The organism is Methanomicrobia archaeon (genome assembly GCA_016930255.1).
In the GTDB taxonomy this organism is placed as follows: Archaea; Halobacteriota; Syntropharchaeia; order Alkanophagales; family Methanospirareceae; genus JACGMN01.
Window position 1 is genome coordinate 21,573 of record JAFGHB010000076.1, and the last position, 12,691, is coordinate 34,263.

10 protein-coding genes are annotated in these 12,691 nt (G+C 52.7%); all 10 read left to right on the plus strand.

Translation table 11 applies throughout. The annotated features are described in order from the left end of the window. Window positions 1–62 precede the first annotated feature (62 nt). The 10 genes from nifB (at window position 63) to leuS (ending at window position 12,667) form a co-directional block, all read left to right on the plus strand. On the plus strand, window positions 63–962 hold the full coding sequence (gene nifB, locus JW878_10155; protein MBN1763415.1) for a nitrogenase cofactor biosynthesis protein NifB: 900 nt from the start codon (window positions 63–65) through the stop codon (window positions 960–962). Between the two features lie 82 nt (window positions 963–1,044). Further along, the gene (gene argF / locus JW878_10160) at window positions 1,045–1,959 is read left to right on the plus strand and encodes an ornithine carbamoyltransferase (protein MBN1763416.1); all 915 of its coding nucleotides are present in this window, start codon (window positions 1,045–1,047) and stop codon (window positions 1,957–1,959) included. A 107-nt stretch (window positions 1,960–2,066) separates the two neighbouring features. Further along, on the plus strand, window positions 2,067–3,542 hold the full coding sequence (cdhC, locus tag JW878_10165; protein MBN1763417.1) for a CO dehydrogenase/CO-methylating acetyl-CoA synthase complex subunit beta: 1,476 nt from the start codon (window positions 2,067–2,069) through the stop codon (window positions 3,540–3,542). A gap of 153 nt (window positions 3,543–3,695) precedes the next feature. After that, on the plus strand, window positions 3,696–4,706 hold the full coding sequence (locus tag JW878_10170; GenBank protein ID MBN1763418.1) for a polyprenyl synthetase family protein: 1,011 nt from the start codon (window positions 3,696–3,698) through the stop codon (window positions 4,704–4,706). 125 nt (window positions 4,707–4,831) lie between these two features. Then, window positions 4,832–5,431 (plus strand): UbiX family flavin prenyltransferase, encoded by a 600-nt coding sequence (locus tag JW878_10175; protein MBN1763419.1) that lies wholly within the window; start codon window positions 4,832–4,834, stop codon window positions 5,429–5,431. Further along, window positions 5,418–6,248, plus strand: coding sequence for an isopentenyl phosphate kinase family protein (locus JW878_10180; protein MBN1763420.1), 831 nt, complete (start codon window positions 5,418–5,420; stop codon window positions 6,246–6,248). Before JW878_10175 ends, JW878_10180 begins: the two co-directional genes overlap by 14 nt. A 37-nt stretch (window positions 6,249–6,285) precedes the next feature. Next, window positions 6,286–7,563, plus strand: a complete 1,278-nt coding sequence (gene cdhD, locus JW878_10185) for a CO dehydrogenase/acetyl-CoA synthase subunit delta (GenBank protein MBN1763421.1) — start codon at window positions 6,286–6,288, stop codon at window positions 7,561–7,563. Further along, window positions 7,560–8,987 carry an acetyl-CoA decarbonylase/synthase complex subunit gamma gene (locus tag JW878_10190; GenBank protein ID MBN1763422.1) on the plus strand — a complete coding sequence of 476 codons (1,428 nt, stop codon included), beginning with the start codon at window positions 7,560–7,562 and terminating at the stop codon, window positions 8,985–8,987. Before cdhD ends, JW878_10190 begins: the two co-directional genes overlap by 4 nt. Window positions 8,988–9,017: 30 nt before the next feature. Next, window positions 9,018–9,560: an adenylyl-sulfate kinase gene (locus tag JW878_10195; GenBank protein MBN1763423.1), complete on the plus strand. Its 543-nt coding sequence runs from the start codon at window positions 9,018–9,020 to the stop codon at window positions 9,558–9,560. Between the two features lie 284 nt (window positions 9,561–9,844). Next, a complete protein-coding gene (gene leuS / locus JW878_10200) occupies window positions 9,845–12,667 on the plus strand; it encodes a leucine--tRNA ligase (protein ID MBN1763424.1) in 2,823 nt (940 codons plus the stop codon). Window positions 12,668–12,691: the final 24 nt, after the last annotated feature.

The following is a 12,691-nucleotide window of genomic DNA, read 5'->3' on the forward strand; positions in this document are numbered from 1 at the left end:
ACTACGACGTATAGAGTAACCACAATGATGGAGGCAGACAGAGAAGAAAGGGGGTATAATGGATGAGTGAAGAAGAGGCAAAATATCCATACACGACTGAAGTAGAAGGCAAAAAGGTCCCGTGGGACCCCGCACAGCTCAGAAAGATCCAGGAACATCCCTGCTTCAGTAAGGACGCCTGCCATCTCTTTGGGCGGATGCATCTCGCCGTGGCGCCGAAGTGCAATATCCAGTGTAACTACTGCGTGCGGAAATTCGATTGTGTGAACGAATCGCGGCCCGGCGTAACGAGCAAGGTGCTCACCCCGCAGGAAGCGCTGGAACGGGTAGGGGAAGTGCTGGAGAAGGTGCATTACATCAAGGTGATCGCCGTGGCGGGCCCCGGCGAGCCGTTGTTTAATGAGGAGACATTTGAAACGTTCCGACTCGTTAAGAATGAGTTCCCGAATCTCATGCGATGCTTGAGCACGAATGGATTACTCTTACCAGAGCGAGTAGATGACATTGAGGAGTTAGGCATTGGTACCGTAACGGTGACGCTCAATGCCGTCGACCCGAAAATCGGCAAGGAGATCTATTCGTTCGTCAATTATCACGATACAATCTACAGGGGTAAGGAAGCGGCTGAGATCCTGCTCAGAAACCAGTTAGAAGGTATTCGCGAGGCGGTGAAGCGAAAAATTCTGATCAAGGTGAATACGGTGCTCATTCCCACGGTGAATGACAAGCACGTTGTTGAGGTAGCGAAGACGGTAGGCGAGATGGGCGTTTATCTGCAAAATATCATACCGCTCATCCCGCAGTCCAAGTTCGCGCATATCTCGCCGCCAACACCGCAGGAGAAGAAGGCGATACAGGACGCATGCAGTAACTACACGCGACAGATGACACACTGCCGTCACTGCCGGTCCGATGCGATCGGGCGACTCGGGCACGATATTCAAGATCAGTTCTCGGATTGATAACGACTTTACATCGCTTGCTTGTACTGCGAGGCAAAGAAACTCGTCTTTTATTTATACTTTCCGCTCCTTTATCCTTACTATGGATCTCATCTCGATCTTTGACCTCTCGTCTGCGGAGATAGAAGCTTTACTCAAGCGCGCGGAAGAACTGAAACGCGAGCGCCGAGCAGGCGTAAAGGTGCGCACTGAGTGTGCAGGGCAGACCTTAGCACTGATCTTCGAGAAACCGTCCACACGCACTCGGGTCTCCTTTGAGGTGGCAATGCTGGAACTCGGAGGGCACGTGATTCGCTTAAATCGTGACGAACTCCAACTGGGCCGCGGCGAACGAATACGGGAGACGGCAAAGGTGCTCTCGTCGTATGTCGACGCGGTGATGATTCGCGCGTACAGCCATGCTGCAGTAGAGGAACTTGCGCGCCATGCTTCGATCCCCGTGATCAACGGGTTAACCGATTTCGAGCACCCCTGTCAGATACTGGCTGATCTGCAGACGATACAGGAGTACAAGCACAAACTCAAGGGCGTCACCATCGCATGGTTCGGTGACGGGAACAACGTCTGTAACTCGCTCATTGGCGGTGCCGCGCTCACCGGCATGAACATCCGTGTCGCATGCCCGAAGGGCTATGAGCCGGCTCGGGAGATAGTGGAAGAGGCTGAGAAGAGGGGCTGCGAGGTTCTTATAACGACAAATGCAGAGGAAGCCGCTGCTGACGCCGATGTGTTATACACCGATGTCTGGGTCTCAATGGGTGACGAAGCTGAACGAGAGCAGCGGCTGACTGATTTACAACGGTATCAGCTCAACGAAGAGGCCGTAACCTGGGCGAAGGACGACGCCATCATAATGCACTGCATGCCCGTGCACATCGGCGAGGAAATGACCGAGGCGGTACTGAATTCCGACAACTCCGTTATCTTCGAGCAAGCGGAGAACCGGCTGCACGCGCAGAAAGCGCTCTTAGTGCATCTCCTCACGTCTGTGAAATAAGAATAAGTAGTATCTTTCGGAGCCTCTTCCCCATAAGAAATTGGTTGCTTGAAACCTTTTTAAAACGCCCCCTCTTTAAAAATAATCAAGAAAGATAAGAGAGAAAAATGGGAGAACCAGAAGCGGAGGAGGAGTTTCCTTTTGATATAAACCCTATGTACGAGGGTGAGCGGATAAGAAAAGCAGGTTTGTACGTGGAGTTGGGCGGCCAAAATGAGCCGGGCTTCGAGCTTGTTCTCTTTGAGCCGGATCCCACGAAGATAACGGACGGCGAGGTTACACTTATCGGACCTGATCTAAAGGAGATGGAGGAGGGTGGCACGTATCCGTACGCAATGATTTACCGGGTCTACGGTGAACAGATAGAGAAGGACCTCGAGCCGGTGATCGAGCGGCGGAATCATGAGTATCAGGGTTACCTCCAGGGCTATATGCACCTCAACCAGCGCGCGGAAATTTGGGTGCGAATAAGCAAGGAAGCGGTAAAGAAGGGGCTGAAATCGTTTAAACAGATCGGAAAGGCGACGATAATGCTGTTCAAGGCAGAACTACCGTTTATCGAGAAGATGGAAGCAACCTACATCACCGATGAGGACGAGGTGACACGCAGGCTCGAAGAAGCGAACACGATTTACGAGGCGCGGGATGTGCGTGTGCGCGGGCTTCACGACGAGGATGTGGATGAATTTTATCAATGCACGCTCTGTCAGTCATTTGCACCGACGAACGTGTGCGTCGTTGCGCCTGATAGGACCGCTCTGTGCGGTGCCATGAACTGGTTCGACTCGCGGGCTGCCGCGCGGGTTGACCCCGAGGGGCCGAACGCACCCATACCGAAAGGCGAGTGCACGGACCCTATCGGTGGTGAGTACACCGGCGTAAATGCGGCTGCAGTAAAGCTTTCTGGCGGCGAATACGATTCTATAAAGCTGCATTCATTCCTCGAACGGCCGCATACCAGTTGCGGATGCTTTGAGGTCGCAGGCTTTTACATACCGGAAGTTGATGGAATCGGCTGGGTGCATCGCGGGTCAAAAGTCTCCGATACGCCGATTGGCTTGCCGTTCTCCACGATCGCGAGTTCGGTCGGGGGCGGGAAGCAAGTAACTGGGTTCCTCGGAATTGGACTGCAATACTTCTACAGCCCCAAGTTCATACAGTACGATGGCGGCTGGCGTCGCGTGGTCTGGATAGCGTCCGATTTGAAAGAGCGAATAAGGGATGCCATTCCCGATGGGATGTGGGACAAGATAGCAACCGAGCAGGACGTGAAAAGCGTCGATGAACTGCGTGCATTCTTAAAAAGGGTGGACCATCCGGTTGTGACTGGCGTTATCCGAGAAGCTGACGGTGCGCAACTAACCGTAGGCTGGACTGCGGCAGCAGGCGAAGCCGAGAAGGTTGAAGCAGTTATTTCGACTGCTGGCGTGGAAACGGCCGTTCCTGCGGGGGTAGAACCCGTAACACAGGTTCCCCTTACGCAGATGCTGGCATCGGGAAGCACCTCACCGGTAACACTAATATTAAAGGACGCTGATATTCGTATAGGCAAGATAATCATAAAGAGGAAAGAAGAGAAGTAACTGACGCTCATCCAAAGTAACATATCGTGCCGCCGTGCATGATATAAATGACGATAAGCTTAGAATAAAGGTAGTTAGGAGGGGAGGACGATATCAGCAGATATAGGTGATCTACTGGCTCCGTATCAAACGCAGATAAATGAGCATTTGGCATTGCTCTTCGATAAGAAGATAGCGGAGGCTTCGCGGATCTCTAGCCATACCGGCGAAATCGTCGTTGCGGCGAAAGAGTACACCTTACGAGGCGGCAAACGACTCAGACCGATCTTCTGTATCTACGGCTACCAATGCCTGAGTGATACGAATATCGACGCGATCGTCAAAGCCTCCATCTCGCTCGAATTGATGCAGAGCTACCTCCTGATTCATGACGATATAATGGACGAAGACGAACTTCGCAGGGGTAAAACGACGTTTCATATCATCTGTAAGGATCTGTGTGAACGCGAATTTGGAACGACGAAGTCACTCAAATTCGGCGAAAGTATCGCGATCGTGGCGGGCGATTTGTTAGAGGCGTACGGCGAGGAGATAGTGGCGAACTCACCGTTTAACAGCGAATACGTCAGGAAGGCGTTAGCCAAGTATGCGGCAATCGTCGAGAATGTGGGCTACGGCCAAATTTTGGACATCACCGCTGAGCGAAAAGGCGGTTTTAACGAGGATGAAATTCTTACGATCCACAAACTGAAGACCGCGAGTTATACCATCGAAGGCCCGCTGCACATCGGTGCGCTTTTAGCTGGTGCGAACGAAGCGGATTTGCAGATTTTGAGTGACTACGGCATTCCTTTAGGGTTAGCATTCCAGATCCATGATGATATACTGGGCTTGTTCGGCTCGGAAGAGAAAACAGGCAAACCAGTGGGCTCCGATGTTCAAGAAGGTAAAAAGACGCTCCTGATCCTACATGCTCTGAAAAGCTGCACGGGAGATGAGAAAGCGTTTATTTTTAACGCGCTGGGCAATGAACAGATTACAGCAGCGGACGTGGATAAGGTTCGAGAGATCGTGCGAAGAACGGGCTCGCTCGAGTATTCGAAACGCTTGGTTACAGAGATGACGGATAAGGCGGTTCAGGCTATTAAAACATCCGATTTCCGGGCAGAAGCGAAGGAGTTCCTTATTAACATAGCGGATTTTATAGGGAATCGGGAGTATTAGAGGTCCATAAACAGACCTCTCCATATGTGGTTGGTGGTCTAAAGCCACTGTAGACTGCGAAAGAGCGTCTTACTTAACTTGGATTGATGTACTTAGTATGTAAGTAGGTAGGGTGTTGTGAAATGATGCGATTGGTCGTGGGAGTGACGGGGGCAAGCGGTGCCATTTATGCGAAACGGCTGTTAGAGGTGCTCAAGGAAAAGAACGTCGAAGTCGATTTGATCGTTACCGCACCTGCGGAATACATTATGCAAAACGAACTGGGGCTTACGAGCAAGGAATTGGGAGAACTCGCAACAGCCGCCTGGGACATTGCAGACATAGCCGCGGACGTTGCAAGCGGCTCACAACCAAGAGACGGTTTGGTTGTCATTCCCTGCACGATGGATGCCGTGGCAAAGATGGCGCATGGCATCTCGGACAATCTGCTTTTACGCTGCTTTGACGTGATGCTGAAAGAAAATCGGAAGATCATTATCGTACCCCGGGAGACGCCGTTACACGCGACGCATCTTGAAAATCTGCTGCGGTTGCGGCGATTGGGCGTAACGATCATACCACCCATGACCTCGTTCTATCACAAGCCTCAGACTGTAATGGACATGGTGGATTTTATAATAGCCAAAATCCTTGACCAATTTAACATACCGAATGCTCTGATCGCGCGCTGGAAAAAGCCGGAAGTTGAAACGACGCAGGAGAGGACGGAAGATGAGCGGACGTGAAGGAAATATGATCTTCGTCAAGTTAGGTGGGTCGCTCATTACTGAGAAGAACGCACCTTACACGATCAACTACCAGGTACTAACGCGCATCATAAAGGAACTGAAAGAAGCGATCGATAACGATTCGCAGTTGCAGTTGGTACTGGGGCACGGTGGCGGGTCGTTTCCGCACCCAGTCGCTCAAGCTTTCAGAACCGCGGAAGGATTCGTCCAGGATACCAGTGTACGCGGGTTCGCACTGTGCCAAAACGCTGCATCGACATTGAACAGGATTATCGTCGATTTGATGACTGATTACGCGATTGACGCGGTCTCGATCCAGCCGTCCGCATGCTGCGTAACTTCAGACGGTAAGATTACGGATTTCTTTACCAAACCGATAGAAGCGGCGATAGCCGCCGGACTCGTCCCCGTTGTCTTTGGCGACTGCGTATTTGATGCGGTAAAGGGCTGTTCAATCGTGTCGACGGAACAAATCTTTTCTCACTTGAGCGGCGCGCTACACCCCTCACGAGTGCTTGTGGTTGGCCTGGTTGACGGCGTTTATACCGCGGATCCGCAAAAAGATGCGAACGCACGGCTCGTTCCTACCATCAAGGTGGAACAGTTCAGCAGTGTCGAATCGTACCTCAGCGGCTCTTATTCGGTTGACGTTACCGGCGGGATGGTAACGAAAGTCAAAGAGCTGGTGGAGATCGCGAAGCAGGATATTGAATGTGAGATCTTGAGCGGCGCGTCAGGCAACATAAGAAAGGCATTGGCGGGGCAGAGAGGTCTGGGAACGCGTATAAAATCGGTCTCCACCGCAGTTGAATAAAGCTATAAAAACGAAGCGCTTAAATGAGTTACGAGAGATGGAGAAGAAACGAACCCTAGCGGATTTAGCGAAGCTGTTGGAGCGGTATGATATCGTTGAGTTAGAAGATGTCACGATAAAAGGGGATATCACCTTAGAATTCGGGGCTTCGAGAGGCGTGGCGCTTCCGCCTGCGCTCGTCGAGATTCTGCGTTCCGCGTTGGGCGCTCGCGAATTGCCTGCAGCTCCTGAGGAGGCACGGATAGCCGAATTACTCCCTGCGACCTTTGAAGGTGCGCAGGCCGACTGGAGGGGGCAGATAGAAGAGGTTACCATTGGTGCTACTGCTGCGGACGGTGGCACACGGGAGCGCGCGGTAACAATCGGGGGCGAGAAAGCCTTGCAGTTCTATAATTTCGACGCGCAAATGCCACATCCACCCGTGATCTCCGTAGATTGCTTTGATATGCCCATCCCCCTGGCGAGAGCGGTACGGGGCTATTACGAGGATGTGATGGAAGATCCGGGCGAATGGGCGAAGAAGAACGTGCACGAATTCGGTGCAGACATGGTCACAATTCATCTTATCAGCACGGATCCGACGATCAAGGATACTCCGGCACGGGAAGCGGCAAAGACCGTAGAGGAAGTGCTGCAGGCGGTAAAAGTCCCCATCGTCATTGGCGGGTCGGGCAATCCGGAGAAAGACCCCGCGATACTCGAGGCTGCGGCTGCAGCTGCCGAGGGAGAGCGGTGCTTAATCGCATCGGCGAACCTGAACATGGACTACGAGCGAATAGCACAAGCAGCGCAGAAATACGGGCATGTTATCCTCTCGTGGACGCAGCTGGACATAAACGCGCAGAAAACACTGAACCGGTATCTCTTCAAACTGGGCGTGCCGAGGGAAGATATCGTCATCGACCCAACCACGGCTGCACTTGGTTACGGACTGGATTATGCGTTCACGAATATAGAACGGATGAGAATAGCAGCGCTGAAGGGCGATACCGATCTGGCATTCCCTATCTCCTGTGGAATCACGAATGCATGGGGTGCGCGAGAAGCCTGGATGAAGGACTCGCCCATTAAGGAGGATTCTGATTGGGGGCCGGCGGCGTACAGGGGTCCGATTTATGAGATTATAACCGGACTGACCCTGGGTCTTGCCGGTGGCGATTTGTTTATGATGATGCATCCGAAGGCTGCGGCTGCTATCAAGGACATAACACAGATGCTGTTCGGAGCACCAGGAGAAGTTCTGGGTACGGGTGAGGGCGAGAAAAAGGAGCTGCCCAATTGGGTCTCGTGGACGGGAGGTGCGTCAAAGCAATGAAACTCAGCAGTCCAATGGAGATCTGGAAGTATCTTCCGGGCACAAATTGTGGCGACTGCGGTGAGAAGACGTGTCTGGCGTTCGCATCGCTCCTGAAAGAACGAAAGAGAACCTTGGAGGAGTGCATACCACTTCGTGAAGCTCGGTACAGCGAGAAAGCTAAACAATTAGCGGATTTGTTAGCGCCCGAGATACGAGAAGTGGAGATCGGCGTAGGCGCCCGGGCGTTGAAACTCGGTGGTGAGGATGTTCTGCACCGGCATGAACTCACGTTCTTCAACCGAACGGCGTTAGCTTATGATGTCTGGGACACGCTGGACGCGAACGAGTTGCGAGCGCGCGTAGAGCGAATAACGAACTGGCGTAAATTTTACGTTGGTGATTTTTTGACGGTCGATGCAATTGCGGTCCGATCGGTATCGGGCGATCCAGGCACGTTTGCGGCGTGTGTGAATGCCGTTGCTGAGTATACGGATCTACCGCTGGTGCTCTGCTCCTTTGATACAGAGGTGCTAGAAGCGGGCTTGCAAGAGGTTACGGATCGAAAGTCGCTGGTATACGCCGCGAACAACGCCAACTGGAAAGAGGTTCTGGAACTCGCACAGCGCTACAGCGTTCCTGTTACGTTATTCTCGCCAGACCTCGATAAACTCACCAGTCTCGCGATGACGTTCTCGTCCGCCGGCGTCGAAGATATCGTACTTGATCCTGGCACGTATCCAACGGGTGAAGGGCTTGCAGGTACCTTTTCCCGATTGGTACGGCTACGGCGTGCGGGAATAGTCGAGGCAAATAAGAGCGTTGCCTATCCCTTGATGGCCGTGCCGATGACCGCATGGTTGATTTACGGTGAAGTTGAAAGCGAAGAAGACGCGCTGGATGCGTCATACTGGGAAGCAATGCTCGCAGCCATGGGCAGCATAAAATACGCGGATATACTGATTCTGCACTCGATCGAGCCGCATTCGCTGATCGCGGAGCGGACACTTGTGGCAAATATATACACTGATCCACGCCGCCCGGTAAGCGTAGAGCCGGGCTTGCGCAAGATAGGCACGCCAACGGCTGATTCACCGCTTTTCCTCACCACTAATTTCGCGTTGACCTACTATACGGTCGAGAGCGACCTCAGCTCGAACAAAATCGATTCCTACTTGATGGTGGTTGACACTGATGGGATCGGCGTCGAAGCCTCAGTTGCCGGTGGGCAGCTCACGGCGGGACTGATAAAAGATGCTCTGGAATCGAACGAAGCGGAAAAGAAACTACATCATAAAACCTTGGTGATCCCGGGCCTCGCAGCACGACTCTCGGGCGAGACAGAAGACGTTACCGGCTGGAACGTGCTGGTCGGTCCACGCGACAGCGGAAGAATCCCAGGCTGGATGGAAGGGAATTGGCCGCCTAAAACCGTTTCCGCGTGAGTGTTTATGTGAGAGTGAGCGTATGATAAAATGACCTGGGCAGTCTGGATAACCGGTTTACCCAGCAGTGGTAAGACCGCAATAGCACGGAAAGTACGAACCATCCTCAAAGATCAGGGCGTAGCTAACGTGAGGGAGCTCGAACTTGACGAGATACGGAAGTTCATCACGCCACAGCCGACCTATTCGGATGAGGAACGGGAGATTGTTTATGCTTCGTTGGTGTACATGGCGAAGCTCCTCGTGGACTGCGGCACACCGGTTATCATAGACGCAACGGCGAATCGAAGGCGATACCGCGATAGAGCGCGTGCGGCTATACCGAAATTCGCGGAAGTGTACGTTAAGTGCTCGTTGGAGACCTGCATGGCACGAGAACGGCGTAGAAGAGCGAGACATGCGCCTGCGGGCATTTACAAGAGGTCGCAGGAGGAAGGCGCGACGGTACCTGGCGTGAACGTGCCGTACGAGGAACCTGTGAAGCCCGAAGTAGAGGTAGATAGCGAAACTATGACGATCAAAAAGTGCGCGGAGCGGGTGGTGGAGTTCTTACTCAACGAATATGAAACGTAACAGTTTCTGACTGAATACCTTCTAGTTATCTTTTATTCCTGCCGGATTCGCTTAATCGCTCGTCAGCAATCCCAGAATACCGCTCAAAGCTCGTCACCATCAGGTCGGGATACGAACGCATAATGACATAATAGACGGATTACTCGAGCATTCCTTCAACCATGGGAGGACAACAGGAGAACGGCAAAAACCCGCATCTTTTAAACCTCTGCTCCTTACAACAATATCATACATACGGTTATCTCATGCACAGATGAGCAAGGTGCTGAGAGGGACGCGATACTATGAGATCTACAACGCAGGACTTAACGTTCAAGGAAATAGAGGAGAAGTGGCAGCGGATCTGGGAAGAGAGCAGGATATTTGATGCGGAAATCGACCAGCGGGAAAAGTTCTTCTTGACCGTTCCGTATCCATACACTTCGGGACCGTTGCACATCGGTCATGGACGTACGTACACTATAGGGGACATAATCGCGCGTTTCAAGCGGTTGCAGGGCTATAACGTCCTTTTCCCTATGGCGTTTCATGTTACGGGCACGCCGATCTTAGCGATCGCAGACAGCATTGCACGGGGGGAAGCGGAGGTTGTAGAACGATTTAAAGAGTACGTCTCGATTTATGAAGATGCCGAGCGGGTTGACGCAATCGTCAAGTCCTTTGATACACCGGAGAACGTGGCAGATTTCTTCGCGAATCGAATCTCCGAGGATTTCAAACGAATGGGGTATTCCATTGATTGGCGCAGACGGTTCAATACCACCGAGCCGCTGTACAATCGGTTCATCGAATGGCAGTTCAAGAAGCTTTATGACCGGGGCGTCATCAGGAAGGGCAAGTATCCCATTACGTATTCCTGCGAAGACGGCTGCGCGGTTGGCGAGGATGATATTGGCGAGGGAGACACCGATAAGGTCTCGATTACCGAATATACCGCGATAAAATTCAAGCTGAGTGACGAGGACGCGTACTTACTTGCCGCGACGCTGCGACCTGAGACCATCTTCGGGATCACCAACCTCTGGATAAAGCCCGAGGCAACGTATGTTCGAGCGAAGGTCGGAACTGAAGTCTGGATCGTCTCAAAGGAAGCGGCGGAGAAGCTGAGTTACCAGCGTGAGGACGTCGAGGTCTTGGACGGCGAACTGAAGGGTGACGATCTGCTGTGGCGAAATGCCCAGGAGCTTGTTGACGGCCGTGAGATTCCGATCTTCCCAGCGAGCCTCGTTGATGAAGATGTGGGCACGGGCGTGGTCTATTCGGTGCCTGCACATGCGCCTTATGATTACATGGGTGTGGTGGACCTGAAGAAGGCGGAAGGCATCGAAACAGAGCTCATAAAGATCATTGACATTGAGGGCTATGACTTGCCGGCGAAGGAGATCTGCGAGAAGATGCTGATAGAGAGCCAGGATGATGAGCGTCTGGAAGAAGCCACACGGATCATTTATAAGGACGAATTTTACCGTGGCGTCTTGAACGAGCGCTGCAAGGCGTTTGCGGGTATCAAGATCGCGCAGATAAAGGATGAGGTCAAGGACTGGTTAAAGGCCGAGAATATCTCTGATACTTTTTACGAGACGTCGCGAAAGGCGGTAACGCGCGGCGGGAGCAAGGTGATCGTGGCCGTGCTGCAGGACCAGTGGTTCATCGACTATACGCCGCAATGGTGGAAGGATATGGGGCATAAACTCGTAGGTAGTATGACGTTCTATCCAGAGAAGTACCAGAGCTATATGCAGGACATTGTTGATTGGTTAGCGTTTAGACCCTGCGCGCGGAAACGCGGCCTGGGCACACGGTTCCCGTTCGAAAAGGAATGGATAATCGAATCACTGAGCGATTCCACCATTTACATGGCGTTGTACACCATCGCGCACCTGCTCCGGGACGTGCCGGTTGATGCGTTGCAAGAGCAGTTCTTTGACTACGTGTTTCTGGGCATCGACGATCCCGAAGCCGTAGCAAATGAGGTTCACGTTGATGCGGCCGTTTTGAAACGGCTGCGAGCGGAGTTTACCTACTGGTATCCGAACGATCAGCGGCACACGGCGCCACCGCACCTCTCTAACCATCTGGTCTTCTTCTTGATGCATCATGCCGCGATATTCCCCAAAGAATGCTGGCCACGAGCGATAACGCTGAACGAATTGATGATTCGGGAAGGGGCAAAGATCTCGAAGAGTAAGGGGAACGTCATTCCGCTGGCGCACGTCTCCGAACTCTACGGTGTGGATTTGTACCGGCTCTATTGCGCGCTCAATGCGGATTTCGCCAGTGTGGTTAACTGGCGTGAGCAGGATACCGATGCGCTGCGGAAACGGTTCAACGCACTGGTCACGGTATTCGAGGAGAGCGCAGACGTGGATCCGTTGCCGGAAGCCGAGTTCACGCATACCGATCGCTGGCTGCTCTCCAAGTTCTACAGCCGGTTACAGGAATCCATCGAGCGATTCGAAGGCTTTAGAATACGCGAAGCGGGCATCAACGTGGTCTTCAACATGATGAACGACCTGAGGTATTACGAGAAGCGGGAGAGCGTGGAACGACGCAGGCGAATCGTCCGGAACGTGCTGGACGAGTGGCTCATTATTCTCTCGCCGTTCGTGCCGCATATCTGTGAAGAGCTCTGGCACAGACGATACAACACATTTATCTCGCTGCAAACGCTGCCGGCGATAAAAACGGAGCTTATCGACGAGCAGGTGGAGCGCGAGGAGGAGTACATGGTCTCGCTTGTGGAGGACATACAGGAGATCCTGAAGGTCGCACGGATTACACCCACTAAAATCTACCTGTATACCGCAGACACCGGAACGGAGCAGTGGAAGTGGGAGCTCTTCAAAGCGCTCAAGGACGTGCCGGATAGGGAGAAGATAAAAGAGGCGATGCAGATACGGAAGGATAAGAGCACGGTGAATTTCGTCAAGCTTTTGCTGAAGAGCAATCTCGAATACAGCGAGGTGCGTGAAGCGGAGACTCTGACACGTGAGACGGAGTACTTAAAGAAGGCGTTCGGCTGCGAGATAGGCATAAACGATGAGTACGACCCGAAGGGGAAGAAGACGTTCGCGATTCCCCTGAAGCCCGCGATTTACGTGGAGTGAACGGGTTAGGCCTGAGAATCCTGT

Coding starts and splice junctions, on each gene's coding strand:
- cdhD (MBN1763421.1), top strand. CDS start 6,286: ATGGAGAAGAAACGAACCCTAGCGGATTTAGCGAAGCTGTTGGAGCGG.
- JW878_10180 (MBN1763420.1), top strand. CDS start 5,418: ATGAGCGGACGTGAAGGAAATATGATCTTCGTCAAGTTAGGTGGGTCG.
- cdhC (MBN1763417.1), top strand. CDS start 2,067: ATGGGAGAACCAGAAGCGGAGGAGGAGTTTCCTTTTGATATAAACCCT.
- JW878_10175 (MBN1763419.1), top strand. CDS start 4,832: ATGCGATTGGTCGTGGGAGTGACGGGGGCAAGCGGTGCCATTTATGCG.
- argF (MBN1763416.1), top strand. CDS start 1,045: ATGGATCTCATCTCGATCTTTGACCTCTCGTCTGCGGAGATAGAAGCT.
- nifB (MBN1763415.1), top strand. CDS start 63: ATGAGTGAAGAAGAGGCAAAATATCCATACACGACTGAAGTAGAAGGC.
- JW878_10195 (MBN1763423.1), top strand. CDS start 9,018: ATGACCTGGGCAGTCTGGATAACCGGTTTACCCAGCAGTGGTAAGACC.
- JW878_10190 (MBN1763422.1), top strand. CDS start 7,560: ATGAAACTCAGCAGTCCAATGGAGATCTGGAAGTATCTTCCGGGCACA.
- leuS (MBN1763424.1), top strand. CDS start 9,845: ATGAGATCTACAACGCAGGACTTAACGTTCAAGGAAATAGAGGAGAAG.